The sequence below is a fragment of the Serratia sp. CY43202 genome, from assembly GCF_052168755.1.
Lineage (GTDB): Bacteria > Pseudomonadota > Gammaproteobacteria > Enterobacterales > Enterobacteriaceae > Serratia > Serratia bockelmannii.
The window spans coordinates 18203-32802 of sequence record NZ_JBJNMB010000013.1; the positions used below are offsets into that span (position 1 = coordinate 18203).

A 14600-nucleotide genomic window follows, 5' to 3' on the forward strand; every position below is an offset into this window, starting at 1 on the left:
CGGTTCTCGCGCCCTGAGTTTTTTCCTCTGTTGTTCCCCGTTTGTGCGGCGCGCTATGCGCTTTTCCGTTCGTTCCCTGTTCAGCTGTTCCTTTTCCCGCTACAGTGAAATCTCACCGGCCCATAGGAGAGGACTATGCTGTATATCTTTGATTTAGGTAATGTGATCGTCGATATCGATTTCAAGCGTGTGCTGGGTGTGTGGAGCAATTTGAGCGGCACGCCGTTGGCGGTGCTGTCCGATCGTTTCGCCATGGGTGAGGTGTTCCAGCAGCATGAGCGCGGTGAAATCAGCGACGAAGACTTCGCCGGCAAGCTGTGCGATGAAATGGGCATCGCGCTCAGCTTTGAACAGTTCGCCACCGGTTGGCAGGCGGTATTCGTCGCGCTGCGTCCGGAGGTGATCGACATCATGCAGCGTCTGCGCAACGAAGGCCACCGGGTGGTGGTGCTGTCGAACACCAACCGCCTGCATTGCAACTATTGGCCGCAGCACTACCCTGAAGTGGCCGCCGCCGCCGATCATCTCTATTTGTCGCAAGATCTCGGCATGCGCAAACCGGAAGCCAACATCTACCAGCATGTGCTGGCTGCGGAAAACACCGCTGCCGCCGACGCGGTGTTTTTCGACGATCACCCGGCGAACGTCCTCGCCGCGCAGGCGCTGGGGATCAAGACGGTGCACGTCACCGATCGCGACGTGGTGCCGGCCTATTTTGCTCAATGAGCGCAGAGCGCGTTAAGCTTAAGGCGTATCAACGGACATCAAGGAGTGACCATGTCGTTTTTCCGCCGCAAGAAGCTGCCCTCTGCAATTAAGCCTGGCGTCACCTTCGGACGGCTGCTGTACCAGCGCATCGACCACGATGGCCTGACGATGTTGGCGGGCCATCTCGCCTATGTTTCCCTGCTGTCGCTGGTGCCGCTGGTCACCGTGGTGTTCGCCCTGTTCGCGGCTTTCCCGATGTTTTCCGACATCAGCGAGCAGCTGAAGAGCTTTATCTTTTCCAATTTCGTGCCGGCCGCCGGCAACGTGATCCAGAACTACCTGGAACAGTTCGTCGCCAATTCCAACAAGATGACCGCCGTCGGCACCTGTGGGCTGATCGTCACCGCGCTGTTGCTGATTTCCTCGGTGGACAGCGTGCTGAACACCATCTGGCGCAGCAAGAACAAGCGGCCGATCGTCTTCTCCTTCGCCGTGTACTGGATGGTGCTGACGCTGGGGCCGCTGCTGGTGGGCGCCAGTATGGCCATCAGCTCTTACTTGCTGTCGCTCAACTGGTTGGCGCAGACCGGCGTCAATGGCCTGGTGGATCAGGTACTGCGCATCTTCCCGCTGATTTTGTCGTGCATCTCCTTCTGGCTGCTGTATTGCATCGTGCCGACGGTGCGCGTGCCGCCCAAAGACGCGCTGATTGGCGCGGTGGTGGCTGGATTGCTGTTCGAGCTGGGCAAGAAGGGATTTGCGCTGTACGTCACCATGTTCCCCTCCTATCAGCTGATTTACGGCGTGCTGGCGGTGATCCCGATTTTATTCCTGTGGGTCTATTGGAGCTGGTGTATCGTGTTACTCGGCGCGGAAATTACCGTGACCATCGGTGAATACCGCGACTACCGCCGTCAGAAGGCGGAGCAACAGGAACAAAAACCAGAAGGGCAGCAGGAATGATTGCGTTGATTCAACGGGTGTTAAACGCCAGCGTCACGGTGGGTGGCGAGACGGTAGGCAAGATTGGCCCCGGTTTGTTAGTGTTATTGGGCGTGGAGCAGGGCGATAACGAGCAAAAAGCGCAGCGCCTGTGCGAACGTGTGTTGGGATACCGCATTTTCGGCGACGAGAACGACAAGATGAATCTCAACGTCCAGCAGGCCGGGGGCAGCGTGCTGGTCGTTTCGCAGTTCACCCTGGCGGCGGACACCCAGAAGGGCATGCGGCCCAGCTTCTCGCGCGGCGCCGCGCCGCAGGAAGCCGATCGGTTGTATCAATATTTTGTTGGCCAATGCCGCGAACGCGGCGTAGAGACCCAGACCGGCGAGTTCGCCGCCGACATGCAGGTGGCGCTGGTCAACGATGGTCCGGTGACATTCTGGCTACAGGTCTAAGCATTCGGAGAACAGGCGTCTATGTATCACCTACGAGTACCCGTAACAGAGCAAGAACTGAAGGAATATTACCAGTTTCGCTGGGAAATGCTGCGCAAGCCGTTGCACCAGCCGGTGGGTTCGGAAAAGGATGCCTATGACGCCATGGCCCATCACCAAATGGTGGTGGACGAGGCCGGTAAAATCGTCGCCATCGGGCGGCTGTACATCAATGCCGACAACGAGGCGGCGATCCGTTTTCTGGCGGTAGACCCGACGCTTCAGGATAAAGGGCTGGGGACGCTGGTGGCGATGACGCTGGAGTCCGTTGCGCGGCAGGAAGGCGTGAAGCGGGTCGTGTGTAGCGCCCGCGAGGACGCGGTGGATTTCTTCGCCAAGCTGGGCTTCGTTAATCAGGGCGAGATCACCGCACCGCAGACCACCCCGATCCGCCACTTTTTGATGATCAAACCGGTGGCGACGCTCGACGATATCCTGCATCGCCCCGACTGGTGCGGCCAATTGCAGCAGGCCTGGTATGAACATATCCCGCTGAGCGAAAAGATGGGCGTGCGCATCAGCCAATACACCGGCCAGCGCTTTGTCACCACCATGCCGGAGATCGGCAACCAAAATCCGCACCACACGCTGTTCGCCGGCAGCCTGTTCTCGCTGGCGACGTTGACCGCCTGGGGGCTGATTTGGCTGCTGTTGCGCGAGCGCCATCTCGGCGGCACCATCATTCTGGCGGACGCGCACATTCGTTACAGCAAACCGATCACCGGCAGGCCGCGGGCAGTGGCGGATCTCGGCTCGCTGAGCGGCGATTTGGCGCGTCTGGCGCGCGGCCGCCGCGCGCGCGTACACGCCGAAGTGCATCTGTTCGGCGACGAGGACAAGGGTGCAGTGTTCGAAGGCACCTACATGGTGTTGCCGGCCGAGCCGGATGTGCCGCTGGATCAGGGCGGCTCTGAGGCGCTGGAAGAGTAAGGCGGCGGCCCTGCCCTGAGGGCGGGCCGCGCAGTGCATTACGGCAGTTGTTGGTTCACCGCTTGGCCGTCGCCGGCGGTGGCCTGCAGGTTGCCCTTCAATGAGGCTTTGAACGGCCCGTCGCTGTTCAACAGCCCTTTCAACTGCAGCTCAAGGTTGCCGTCGCCCGTCAGCGGCACAGGCTGCCATCCCCATTGCTGCAAGGTATTGATCGGTACCGAACGGCCGTGCAGCGTCAGCTGGAACGGTTTGCCCGGCAGTTGATCGACGGTCGCTTTGGCCTCAAGCAACCCATTGGGCATAAAGGCGCTGAGCTCGGTGACGTTGATCTGGTTGCCGTCGGCGTTCAGCGCCAGCGAAGGGCGCCGCACGTCGATTTTGTTGAAGGTGGCCTCGCTGCCGTTCAGGTTCAGCGAGCCGGACCAGATGCCCCATTGGCGATCGCGCGCCAGCAGCAGATTGCTGCCGTAGCCGTCCAGCGCGGTGATCTGGAACGGAAATGCCGGGTTGATATCGATGATCAGATTGCGGTTGGTGGTCAGCTTGGTGACGTACACCTCCGCCAACCAGTCCGGCAGCGGTTTCAGCCACAGCTCGCGCCAGTCGATCGGCAGGGTGTACTCCAGCGCCGCCATGGCCACTTCATCCAGCTGCAGGCGTTTGCCGGCGCGCAGCCAGTTGCCGGAGGTGCGCAGCAACCCGCCTTCCCAGCGGGTGGTGAATTGCTGAATGGCGATGCCGGCGGAAGAGAGCCGCAGGGTGGCGATCGGGTCGATCAGGTGGAAACCGCCGTTGATCACGTCGCTGGCGTTGACGTTGAGCGAGCCGTCTTCGCTGCGCCAGTCGCCTTTTTCGACGCTGACGTTTTGCAGCGACAGATCGAGATCGTTAAACGCCCATGCCTTGCCTTCCAGGCGTGCGTCGATCAGATCGAAACGCTTGAGGGTGACCGGCGGCAGCGTGGTAAAGCGCTGCATGAATTCCACCAGCGTCAGCGGGGTCTGCAGGCGCACGCCGCTCAGCCGCAGGCGATCCACCAGCCAACTGCCGTCGGCGGCGCGGCTGGCCACGCCGGTCAGGTCGCCCTGCGCCAGATCGGCGCCGAAGTTGTTCAACAGCAGCTGGCCCTGCTTTTGCTCCCCCTGCACCAACACCTTCGAGGCGGGAATGCCGTTCAGCGTCATCGAACCGGCGCTGAACTGAAACTGGTTGTTGTCCCCCAGCAGATGGCCGACCAGCGGGCGCCACGGCGTGATGCCGGCCGTGACCTGCTGCGCATTGAGCTGCCACTCGTTATCGTTGGACTGCAGCGCCATGTTGCTCAACTGCAGCACGTCGGCCTGTACAGGCAGCGCCGCCGCCTGCTGCTGCACGTTCAGCGTGCCGTCGCGTAGCGTGACGCTGTGGAAATAGCGCGGCTCGGTGATTTGGCGCAGGCTGAGGCCGAGATCGACGCGTTTGGCGACCAGCGCCTGCGGCTGGCCGTTGCGCGCCAGCTGCACGTCTTCCAGACCGATCTGGTCCGGTTGGTTCCACGAGTGGGTGATTTTTCCTATCGACAGGCGGTATTCGCTATTGTCGCTGATCCAGGCGCTCAGGCGGCCTGCCGCCCAGCGGGTTTGCCCGACCAGGTACAGCACCACCACAGCCAGCACGATCAGCAGCAGCAACGTCAGCAACAGCTTTCCGATAAATTTCATCGTCTACATCCGCATCGGTCAAAAAAGATACCCTGTTTATGCCGCAATTGGCCGGGCATCTCAAGGGCAATGGTCTGATAGACAATAAAAAACGGCCGCAAGCGGCCGCTTGAACATCAATGGAGGGGTTACTTTTTCTCGTGTTCCTGCGGGAACACCAGGTTCAGCACGATGGCGGTAATGCCGCCGGCGGCGATGCCGGAAGAGAGCAGGGTTTTCAGCCAGTCCGGCGCGAACTGCAGGATCAGCGGCTGCTGGGACACGCCCATGCCGACGGCCAGCGACAGCGCCATGATCATGATGGCGCGGCGGTTCAGGCGCTCGCGTGACACGATGCGCACGCCGGAGGCGGCGATGGTGCCGAACATCACGATGGTCGCACCGCCCAGTACCGGCTCGGGGATGTGCTGCACGAAGCCGGCTACCGCCGGGAACAGCCCCAGCGCGATCAGCATCAGCGCCACCACAAAGCCGACATAGCGGCTGGCGACGCCGGTCAGCTGGATCACGCCGTTGTTCTGGCCGAAGCAGGAGTTGGGGAAGGTATTGAACACCGCCGACAGCATCGAGTTCAGGCCGTTGGCCAGTACGCCCCCTTTTAGACGCTTCATGTACAGCGGCCCGCTGACCGGCTGTTCGGAGACGTCAGAGGTGGCGGTGATGTCGCCGATGGTTTCCAGCGAGGTGACCATAAAGATCAGCATCAGCGGCAGCAGCAAGTTCCAGTCGAAGCCCAGGCCGTAATAGAGCGGCGTGGGAATAGTGATCGCCGCCGTGGGTGCCGCCGGAGCGTCGGCGGGCAGCATGTCCATCGCCCAGGCCAACAGATAGCCGACCGCCATGGCGATCACCAATGAAGCGACGCGCAGGTAAGGGTTGCGCTGGCGGTTCAGCAGGATGATGACCGCCAACACTGCGCCGGCCAGCAGGAGGTTTTTCGGCGAGCCGAAGCTATGATCGTTCATCGCGGCGTAGCCGCCGCCGATAGAGGTCAGACCGACCTGAATCAGCGACAGGCCGATGATCATCACCACAATGCCGGAAACCAGCGGGGTGATGATGCGGCGCGCCAGATGCAGCACGCGCGACAGCAAAATTTCGGTGCAGGAGGCGACCATCAGGGTGCCGAACAGCGCGGCCATCATGGTCGGCACGTCGGCGCCGCCGTTTTTCAGTGCCAGGCCGCCCATGATCAGCGGCGAAACGAAGTTGAAGCTGGTGCCCTGAATCGACAGCAGCCCGGAACCCACCGGCCCCCAGGTTTTGATTTGCAGAATGGAAGCCAGACCGGAAGCGAACAGCGACATGCTGATGATGTGCTGGGTATCCTGTGCCGGCAGGCCCAGCGCCTGGCAGATCAGCAGCGCCGGTGTGATCACCGCGACGAACATCGCCAGGAGATGCTGGCCGGCGGCAAACAGCGTTTGCGGCAGCGGCGGGCGATCTTCCAGACGATAAATCAGTTCACTGGCGCGGGGTTCAGAGGCGGCTTGACGCGCGGCATCAAGCTCTGAGGATGACATGCTCATGGTGTGGCGTTTCCAGATACGGCAAAGCAGGCATTTTAATGCCCCGCCCCGCAAAAGCAAACGGTTGCGCATAAATATTATGTTGCCGACTTTCTCGTTTATGTCGCATTTTCATTCATTTTTTCTTGTCATCGCAGCGTTTTTTACTTCTAATCCTGCACTCATCAAGTTTAAAAACTCAGTGGTTTTCTATAACTTATTATTTTTATTTGGATCTTTTCCCTTACATGGAGTACCTGGATGTTTCATCTTGATACTTATGGCACGTTAGTCGCCGCGACGCTGGTTTTGCTCCTCGGGGGCAAGTGCGTCAGAAGCATTCCTCTGCTGCGAAAATATACCATTCCTGCCCCCGTCGCCGGCGGTTTGCTGGTGGCCCTCCTGTTGTTAGCCCTGAAAAAGTTCGCCAACTGGGAAATCAGCTTCGACATGTCGCTGAAGGATCCGCTGATGCTGGCCTTCTTCGCCACCATCGGCCTGAACGCCAACCTGGCGCGGTTGCGCGCCGGCGGCAAGGCACTGATGGTATTCCTGTTCGTGGTGCTGGGGCTGCTGCTGGTGCAGAACGCTATCGGCATTGGCATGGCGAAAATGTTGGGGTTGGATCCGTTGATGGGCCTGATCGCCGGGTCGATCACTCTGTCTGGCGGCCACGGTACCGGGGCCGCCTGGAGCAAGCTGTTCATCGAGCGCTACGGCTTTGAAAACGCGACGGAAGTCGCCATGGCCTGCGCCACCTTCGGCCTGGTGCTGGGCGGCCTGATCGGCGGCCCGGTGGCACGCTATCTGGTCAAACACTCCTCTACGCCGGAAGGCACGCCGGAAGACAGCGTGCAGCCGAGCGGCTTCGAGAAGCCGGAAAGCGGCCGCCTGATCACCTCGCTGGTGATGATCGAAACCATCGCCATGATCGCCATCTGTCTGAGCCTGGGGCAGCTGATTGCCGGCCTGCTGAACGGGACGGTGTTTGAGCTGCCAAACTTCGTTTGCGTGCTGTTCGTCGGGGTGATCCTCAGCAATACGTTGGCCTTCACCGGTTTCTATACCGTGTTCGAGCGGGCGGTATCGGTGCTGGGTAACGTCAGCCTGTCGCTGTTCCTGGCGATGGCGTTGATGAGCCTGCGCCTGTGGGAGCTGGCTTCGCTGGCGTTGCCGATGCTGGCGATCCTGGCGGTGCAGACGCTGGTGATGGCGCTGTACGCGATCTTCGTCACCTACCGGGTGATGGGCAAGAACTACGACGCGGCGGTGCTGGCCGCCGGCCACTGCGGCTTCGGCATGGGCGCCACGCCGACGGCGATCGCCAACATGCAGGCGATCACCGATCGCTTCGGCCCGTCGCACCTGGCGTTTCTGGTGGTGCCGATGGTGGGGGCGTTCTTTATCGATATCGCCAACGCCATCGTCATTAAGCTGTATTTGCTGCTGCCGGTGTTCCCGGCGGTGGGGTGATATCGCGAGTCATGACGAAAAGGGCGCCGCAGGCGCCCTTTTTTATGCGTTGGAGTAGCGCGCCTTCTCCGGCAGCCAGCGTTCAATCAGCGCCAGGGCGTGTTCCGGATAGTGCTGATGGAGATGGCGAGCGACGCGTTGCACTTCGGGGATCATCGCCTGATCGCGCAGCAGATCCGCCACCTTGAATTCGGCGCTGCCGGTCTGGCGGGTGCCGAGCAGCTCGCCCGGGCCGCGGATCTCCAGATCGCGCTGCGCGATAACGAAGCCGTCGTTGCTGTCGCGCAGCACCTGCAGGCGCGTTTGTGCGGTTTTGCTCAGCGGCGTTTTGTACAGCAGCACGCAGTGTGAGGCCACGGCACCGCGTCCTACGCGGCCGCGCAGCTGGTGCAGCTGTGCCAGGCCCAGCCGCTCCGGGTTTTCGATGATCATCAGGCTGGCGTTCGGCACGTCGACACCGACTTCGATCACCGTCGTGGCGACCAACAGCTGCAGCTCGCCCTGTTTAAACGCCTGCATCACAGCCTGCTTTTCCTGCGCTTTCATGCGACCGTGCACCAGCGCCACCTTCAGCTCCGGCAGCGCGGTTTTCAATTCTTCCCAGGTGGCTTCCGCCGCCTGCGCTTCCAGCAGTTCGGACTCTTCGATCAGCGTGCACACCCAGTAAGCCTGTCGCCCCTCTTCCAGACAGGCGCTTTTCACCCGTTGAATGATGTCGGCGCGGCGGGTATCGGGAATGGCCACGGTGGTCACCGGCGTACGGCCCGGCGGTAGCTCGTCGATGACTGAGGTATCGAGATCGGCGTAGGCGGTCATTGCCAGCGTGCGCGGGATCGGCGTGGCGGTCATGATCAGCTGATGGGCGTGGAAGCCTTGCTCTTCGCCTTTCTCCCACAGCGCCAGCCGCTGATGCACCCCGAAGCGGTGCTGCTCATCGATAATCACCAATGCCAGGCCGTTGAACTGCACCTGCTCCTGGAAGATGGCGTGGGTGCCGACCACCATCGATACCTGGCCGCTGGCGATGGCTTCCTGCTGCGCGATGCGCGCCTTGCCTTTCTGTTTGCCCGCCAGCCAGCCGACCTCCAGCCCCAGCGGTTCGAACCACTGGCGGAAGTTGTTGGCATGCTGCTCGGCCAGCAGCTCGGTCGGCGCCATCAGCGCCACCTGCTTGCCGTGCGCGATGGCGCGCAGCGCCGCCAGCGCCGCCACCAGCGTTTTGCCGGAACCGACGTCGCCCTGCACCAGCCGCATCATCGGGAAGTCTTTTTGCATGTCGGCTTCGATGTCGGCCACCACGCGCGTCTGCGCGCCGGTCGGCGAGAACGGCAGCTGCGCGAGAAAACGGTTTTTCAGCCGATCGTCCGGCAGCAGCGGCTGAGCCTGGTAACTCTGGGCGCCGGCGCGCACCGCCAGCATGCTGAGGTTATGCGCCAGCAGCTCTTCGAGGATCAGGCGTTTTTGCGCCGGGTGTTTGCCCAGCTCCAGATCCGCCAGCTGAATGTCCGGCGGCGGGCGGTGCAGGGTGTGCAGCGCCTGCGGCAGGCTCATCAGGCCGCCGCTCAACTCCGGCGGCAGCAGTTCGGCGATGGCGCAGGTATCCAGCAGCGCCAGCGCCTGATCGGTCAGCTTGCGCAGCGTGGCTTGCCGCACCCCTTCGGTGGTGGGGTAGACCGGCGTCAGCGACTCCTGCAGCTCGACCTCGCTGGCTTCGCCCTGAATACGGTATTCCGGATGAATGATCTCCGCGCCGTGGTTGCCGCGTTTGATCTCGCCGTAGGCGGTCACGCGGCGGCCGGTGGCCAGGCTGTTCTTCATTGCGGCGTTGAAATTGAAGAACCGCATGGTGAGGATGCCGGTGCCGTCGCTGATCTGGCAGGTCAGCATGCGACGGCGGCCGAAGCTGATGTCGCTGCGCAGCACTTCCCCTTCTACCGTGGCGTAGATGCCCGGCAGCAGATCGTTGATCGGGTAGAGGCGGGTGCGGTCTTCGTAGCGCAGCGGCAGGTGCAGCAGCAGATCCTGAATGGTCTCGAGGCCAAGCTTGGCCAGTTTGCCCGCCTGGCTGGCGCCAACCCCGGAAAGCGTGGTGAGTGGGACAGCATCCAGCAGGCGGCCTTTCATTTGCGCACCGTCGCCTGCATGGCCGCCCACCATTCGGCGCTGGCGACCACCTGGCCCTGCTCGTCAATCTGCGGGCGTGGCAGCCCTTTGCGCTTGGCCACGTTGGCCAGCACCGGGTAGCCGCCTTCGAACAGCAGACGCTGCTGCTCTTCTTCATCCAACATGCTGTTGTCGCGGCGATACAGGCCGGCATTCTGCCGCTGGCGCTGCGCTTCATACAGGATCAGCGCCGAAGCCACGGAGACGTTGAGCGATTGCACCATGCCGATCATCGGAATGACGATGTCCTGGTCGGCGAGCGCCAGCGCTTCTTCGGTGATGCCGGTTTTTTCCTGGCCGAGCAGCACGCAGGTTGGCCGGGTGTAGTCCACCTCGCGGAAATCGACCGCGCGCGCAGACAGGTTGGTGGCCAGAATTTGCATGCCCTGCGCTTTCAGGTGACCGACCGCGTCGCCGATGGTGGGATGGGTTTTAACGCTGACCCAGCTGTTGCTGCCGGCGGCGGAGGAAACCAGGGTGCGCATGCGGGTGGTGGGCCACACGGCGTGGACCTGATGCACGCCGACGGCGTCGGCGGTGCGGATAATGGCGGAGACGTTATGCGGCTTGTGCACTTGCTCCAGGCAGACCGTCAAATCCGGCTGCCGGGTCGCGAGCATTTCACAAATCCGCGCATAGCGTTCAGGACTCATAAGCGCTAGTTTCGGTTGCGGTTAACTTTGATCACATCCGGCATGATACGGATTTTACGCATAATGTTTGCCAAATGGATGCGATCGCGGGTGGTCAAGCGGATAAAGGCGCTATAAACCCGACCGTCTTTCTCTTCGGTGTTCAGGCTCTGAATATTGGACTCGGCCGCGTTGATCGCTGCCGTCAGGTTGGCCAGCGCGCCCTGGTGGTTAAACATATCCACCTTGATCTCGGCGATGAACTCCTGCTCGGTCTCTTTATCCCACTCGACCGCCATGAACTTCTCAGGCTCTTTCTGATAGCCGCGAATATTGCGGCAAGATTCATGGTGGATCACCAGCCCTTTGCCCGGGCTGACGTGAGCGATAATCGGGTCGCCCGGAATCGGACGGCAGCACTTGGCGAAGGTGATCAACACGCCGTCGGCGCCCTTGATGGCCAGGTTACGCACGCCGGAGGTGGTGCCCAGGCTGGACTGATCGCCCTGCAGATTCTTCGCCACCACCACGCTCATGGCGTTGCCGAGGCCGATTTCCGCCAGCAGATCGTCCAGCGTCGCCAGCTTCATGCGGTCCAGCTCGTGCTGAATGTTTTCCTGCGGGATTTCGGCCAGCTTGCGGCTACCGCCCAACGCATGGTTGAGCAGTCGGCGGCCGAGGCCGACGGAGTCGTCGCGCTTGAGGTTCTTCAACATCTGGCGAATTTTGGCACGTGCTTTCGAGCTGACCACGAAGTTCAGCCAGGCGGCGTTGGGCCGCGCGCCCGGTGCGGTGATGATCTCGACGGTCTGGCCGCTGGTCAGCGACTGCGACAGCGGGTATGGCTGACGATCGACGCGCGCGCCGACGCAGGCATGGCCGATATCGGTATGCACCGCATAGGCGAAGTCGACCGGCGTGGCGCCGGCGGGCAGCTCGACGATGCGGCCTTCCGGGGTGAAAACGTAAATCTCATCCGGGAACAGATCGGATTTGACGCTCTCGATAAATTCAAACGAACTGCCGGCGCTTTGCTGCAGCTCCAGCAGGCTTTGCATCCAGCGCTGGGCGCGGATCTGCGCCGTAGTACCGGTTTCGCCCTGTTCTCTTTCCTTGTAAGCCCAGTGCGCGGCCACCCCCATCTCAGCCATCTGATCCATGTCTTCGGTGCGGATCTGCACTTCGACCGGCACGCCGTGTGGGCCGATCAGCGAGGTATGCAGCGATTGATAGCCGTTGGCCTTGGGAATGGCGATGTAATCTTTCACCCGCCCCGGGCGCGGTTTGTACAGGCTGTGCACCTGGCCGAGTACGCGGTAGCAGGTATCGACCTCTTTCACGATCACCCGGAACGCGTAGATATCCATGATGGAATGGAAACGCTGTTCTTTCAGGTGCATCTTGAGGTAGATGGAGTAGAGGTGTTTTTCCCTTCCGCTGACGCGGCAGGCGATGCCGGCCTCGGTCAGCCGCCCTTCGATCTCGGAGAGGATTTTTTGAATCATCTCTTTGCGGTTGCCGCGCGCGGCTTTCACCACTTCCTTGATCACGCGATAACGGTTTGGGTACAGCGCCTCGAAGCCCAGCTCTTCCAGCTCGGTTTTCAGGTGATGAATACCCAGACGGTGGGCGAGGGGGCTGTAGATTTCCAGGGTTTCACGCGCGATGCGCCGGCGTTTGTCGGGGCGCAGCGAACCGAGGGTGCGCATGTTGTGCGTACGGTCGGCCAGCTTGATCAGCACGACGCGGATATCCTGCACCATCGCCATGATCATCTTGCGGAAGTTTTCCGCCTGCGCTTCTTTCTTGTCCTGGAACTTCAGCTTGTCGAGCTTGGAGACGCCCTCAACCAGTTCGGCGACGCTCTTGCCGAACAGCTGTTCCATATCTTGATAGGTGGCTGGGGTGTCTTCGATGACGTCGTGCAGCAATGCCGCCATCAGCGTCTCGTGATCGAGACGCATTTCCGCCAGGATGCAGGCCACGGCGACCGGGTGAGTAATGTAAGGCTCACCGCTGGAGCGTGTCTGGCCCTCGTGCGCGTCGCGCGCGACGAGGTATGCCTGTTTGAGGCGCTTAATCTGCTCCTCGGGCAGGTAACGTTGAATCAGCAGATTCAGGCTTTCAAACAGGTACAAGGCGGACTCGCAGTCTAATTAACGACGACCTTCAGCAATCGCGGTAACCGCTTGAATCTCTGCGGCTTCCTGCTCTTGCTGTTCCTGGCGCTCACGCACGTCGAGGATCTGGCTGGTGATCAGGCCTTCTTCGATTTCGCGCAGGGCAATAACGGTGTACTTGTCGTTCTCTTCCGGAACCAGTGCATCTTTGCCGCCGGTCTGGATCTGACGCGCCCGACGAGCAGCGACCAACACCAGGTCAAAACGGTTACCAATTTTCTCTACAGCGTCTTGAACAGTTACGCGTGCCATATTTGTGCTACTCCACAGGTGACGAAAAGACTGGGCATGATACTGAAACTGCCTTCAGTCTGCCAATAGTTTGCTGATTAAAGCGTCATGCCGCAGCAACTGGCGGCCCAAACGCAGGCGTTCGGCGCGAATGATGGTCTTCAGATCGGACAGCGCCAGATCGAAATCATCGTTCACGATCAGGTAATCGTACTCCGCGTAATGCGTCATTTCCGCCACGGCCTGAGCCATGCGCTTGGCGATCACCTCGTCGGAATCCTGACCGCGCCCGCGCAGGCGGCGGCCCAGTTCTTCCTTCGACGGCGGCAGAATGAAGATGCTGCGCGCCTGCGGCATTTTGGCGCGGATTTGCTGCGCACCCTGCCAGTCGATATCCAGAAACACGTCAACGCCGGTCGCCAACACTTGTTCGATGGCGGCGCGCGAGGTGCCGTAATAGTTGCCGAACACTTCGGCGTGCTCAAGAAACGCGTCCTGCTCGATCATCCGGCGGAATTCGTCTTTCGAGACGAAGAAATAATGCTCGCCGTGATTTTCACCCGGGCGACTGTCGCGCGTGGTGTGCGAAACCGAAACCTGCGTGTCGTACAGCGGTTGCGTCTTTAACAAAGCCTGAATCAGACTTGATTTACCTGCGCCACTGGGAGCAGAGACAATATAAAGCGTGCCTTGAGCCATGATGATGTTCGTTGATAACGGTTGATATGCCAATAACAGCGGATGTGTATTTTCTCCGCACAGTATACACGGCTAACGCGCCGGGTGCAGCGTTAGCTCGCATTTTGCCCGCCGCTTTGCGCGGAAAAAGCGGCGAATGAGCGAATTTGCGCGTCGAAGGGCAACATTTCTGCAGTTTTGGCCTCGGCGGCGGCGCGTTGCCGCCCCGAGATCAGTGATCCGGATGCTGGTAGTTGAACACCGGCAGGCCGAGGCGGAAGCGCAGGGCGATCAGACGCGCGCTCAGGCCGGCGACCAACGTGAGGATCACCACCAGATTATGCGGCAGGCTGAGGTGCTGCAGGCCGATATACAGCCAGGCGGCGCTGAAGGAGATGCCGGCATAGATCTCTTTCTGGAAAACCAGCGGGATGCGGTTGCAGAACATGTCGCGCAGCACCCCGCCGAAGACGCCGGTGATCACCGCGGCGATGGCGGCGATAATGGCGCTGTGCCCCATATCCAGCGCCACCTGTGCGCCGATGATGGAGAAGACGATCAGGCCGACGGCGTCGAGCACCAGGAACAGGCGGCGCAGATGGCGCATCAGAGGAGCCACCCAGGTGGTGACGATCGCCGCTATCGCGACGATGACGATGTATTCCGGGTGTTTGACCCAGCCCAACGGAAAATGCCCGAGCAACATATCGCGCACCGACCCGCCGCCGATTGCGGTGACAGAGGCGATGATGATCACGCCGAACATGTCCATTTGACGGCGGCCGGCGGCCAGCGCGCCGGTCATGGCTTCGGCGGTGATGCCGATGATATAAAGGATGCTCAGTAACATAAGGGGTTCACAGCGTACTTGCCTCAGAATGATGGCCGGCAGGGTAATCGCCGCCGAGGACGCGCGCCACTGAGTTTTTTTCACTGATGGCGTTTCGGATTAATTTAGCTA

General features: G+C 61.0%; 13 protein-coding genes. 5 read left to right on the top strand and 8 right to left on the bottom strand.

Translation table 11 applies throughout. From position 1 onward, the window contains the following. Positions 1-135: 135 nt before the first annotated feature. The 4 genes from yihX to fabY are packed head-to-tail and all read left to right on the top strand — an operon-like array spanning position 136 to position 3074. Positions 136-726, top strand: coding sequence for a glucose-1-phosphatase (gene yihX, locus ACJ8J5_RS23110; RefSeq protein ID WP_063991285.1), 591 nt, complete (start codon positions 136-138; stop codon positions 724-726). A 51-nt stretch (positions 727-777) separates the two neighbouring features. Further along, a complete protein-coding gene (locus ACJ8J5_RS23115) occupies positions 778-1671 on the top strand; it encodes a virulence factor BrkB family protein (protein ID WP_049201866.1) in 894 nt (297 codons plus the stop codon). Further along, positions 1668-2105: a D-aminoacyl-tRNA deacylase gene (gene dtd / locus ACJ8J5_RS23120; RefSeq protein ID WP_025304712.1), complete on the top strand. Its 438-nt coding sequence runs from the start codon at positions 1668-1670 to the stop codon at positions 2103-2105. The genes ACJ8J5_RS23115 and dtd overlap by 4 nt, the downstream gene beginning before the upstream one ends. A gap of 21 nt (positions 2106-2126) precedes the next feature. Then, on the top strand, positions 2127-3074 hold the full coding sequence (gene fabY, locus ACJ8J5_RS23125) for a fatty acid biosynthesis protein FabY (protein ID WP_004931235.1): 948 nt from the start codon (positions 2127-2129) through the stop codon (positions 3072-3074). A 38-nt stretch (positions 3075-3112) separates the two neighbouring features. Here the strand turns inward: fabY and ACJ8J5_RS23130 are convergent, their stop codons facing one another. Both ACJ8J5_RS23130 and ACJ8J5_RS23135 read right to left on the bottom strand, forming a co-directional pair. Beyond that, complete coding sequence (locus tag ACJ8J5_RS23130) at positions 3113-4774, bottom strand: AsmA family protein (RefSeq protein WP_173890690.1); 1662 nt, start codon at positions 4772-4774, stop codon at positions 3113-3115. 128 nt (positions 4775-4902) lie between these two features. Further along, a complete protein-coding gene (locus ACJ8J5_RS23135; protein WP_019452186.1) occupies positions 4903-6303 on the bottom strand; it encodes a nucleobase:cation symporter-2 family protein in 1401 nt (466 codons plus the stop codon). Between the two features lie 240 nt (positions 6304-6543). On the opposite strand from ACJ8J5_RS23135, the gene gltS reads away from it, so the two are divergent. Continuing rightward, positions 6544-7755, top strand: coding sequence for a sodium/glutamate symporter (gene gltS / locus ACJ8J5_RS23140; RefSeq protein WP_025304708.1), 1212 nt, complete (start codon positions 6544-6546; stop codon positions 7753-7755). 42 nt (positions 7756-7797) lie between these two features. Here gltS and recG read toward each other — a convergent pair whose 3' ends face one another. From recG to ACJ8J5_RS23170, 6 genes are all read right to left on the bottom strand, one after another. Beyond that, positions 7798-9879 (bottom strand): ATP-dependent DNA helicase RecG, encoded by a 2082-nt coding sequence (gene recG, locus ACJ8J5_RS23145; RefSeq protein WP_197781702.1) that lies wholly within the window; start codon positions 9877-9879, stop codon positions 7798-7800. After that, entirely contained in the window at positions 9876-10571 is a 696-nt protein-coding gene (gene trmH / locus ACJ8J5_RS23150) for a tRNA (guanosine(18)-2'-O)-methyltransferase TrmH (protein WP_033639122.1), read from the bottom strand. The genes recG and trmH overlap by 4 nt, the downstream gene beginning before the upstream one ends. Before the next feature lie 5 nt (positions 10572-10576). Continuing rightward, entirely contained in the window at positions 10577-12688 is a 2112-nt protein-coding gene (spoT, locus tag ACJ8J5_RS23155; protein ID WP_015379445.1) for a bifunctional GTP diphosphokinase/guanosine-3',5'-bis pyrophosphate 3'-pyrophosphohydrolase, read from the bottom strand. 18 nt (positions 12689-12706) lie between these two features. Then, a complete protein-coding gene (gene rpoZ, locus ACJ8J5_RS23160) occupies positions 12707-12982 on the bottom strand; it encodes a DNA-directed RNA polymerase subunit omega (RefSeq protein WP_004931221.1) in 276 nt (91 codons plus the stop codon). Between the two features lie 54 nt (positions 12983-13036). Further along, entirely contained in the window at positions 13037-13660 is a 624-nt protein-coding gene (gmk, locus tag ACJ8J5_RS23165; RefSeq protein ID WP_060435251.1) for a guanylate kinase, read from the bottom strand. Positions 13661-13871: 211 nt separating this feature from the next. Further along, entirely contained in the window at positions 13872-14489 is a 618-nt protein-coding gene (locus ACJ8J5_RS23170) for a trimeric intracellular cation channel family protein (RefSeq protein ID WP_025304704.1), read from the bottom strand. Positions 14490-14600: the final 111 nt, after the last annotated feature.

Excerpts from the sequence above, each read along its gene's own strand:
- yihX (WP_063991285.1), top strand. The coding sequence starts at position 136 with ATGCTGTATATCTTTGATTTAGGTAATGTGATCGTCGATATCGATTTC.
- ACJ8J5_RS23115 (WP_049201866.1), top strand. The coding sequence starts at position 778 with ATGTCGTTTTTCCGCCGCAAGAAGCTGCCCTCTGCAATTAAGCCTGGC.
- dtd (WP_025304712.1), top strand. The coding sequence starts at position 1,668 with ATGATTGCGTTGATTCAACGGGTGTTAAACGCCAGCGTCACGGTGGGT.
- fabY (WP_004931235.1), top strand. The coding sequence starts at position 2,127 with ATGTATCACCTACGAGTACCCGTAACAGAGCAAGAACTGAAGGAATAT.
- ACJ8J5_RS23130 (WP_173890690.1), bottom strand. The coding sequence starts at position 4,774 with ATGAAATTTATCGGAAAGCTGTTGCTGACGTTGCTGCTGCTGATCGTG.
- ACJ8J5_RS23135 (WP_019452186.1), bottom strand. The coding sequence starts at position 6,303 with ATGAGCATGTCATCCTCAGAGCTTGATGCCGCGCGTCAAGCCGCCTCT.
- gltS (WP_025304708.1), top strand. The coding sequence starts at position 6,544 with ATGTTTCATCTTGATACTTATGGCACGTTAGTCGCCGCGACGCTGGTT.
- recG (WP_197781702.1), bottom strand. The coding sequence starts at position 9,879 with ATGAAAGGCCGCCTGCTGGATGCTGTCCCACTCACCACGCTTTCCGGG.
- trmH (WP_033639122.1), bottom strand. The coding sequence starts at position 10,571 with ATGAGTCCTGAACGCTATGCGCGGATTTGTGAAATGCTCGCGACCCGG.
- rpoZ (WP_004931221.1), bottom strand. The coding sequence starts at position 12,982 with ATGGCACGCGTAACTGTTCAAGACGCTGTAGAGAAAATTGGTAACCGT.
- gmk (WP_060435251.1), bottom strand. The coding sequence starts at position 13,660 with ATGGCTCAAGGCACGCTTTATATTGTCTCTGCTCCCAGTGGCGCAGGT.
- ACJ8J5_RS23170 (WP_025304704.1), bottom strand. The coding sequence starts at position 14,489 with ATGTTACTGAGCATCCTTTATATCATCGGCATCACCGCCGAAGCCATG.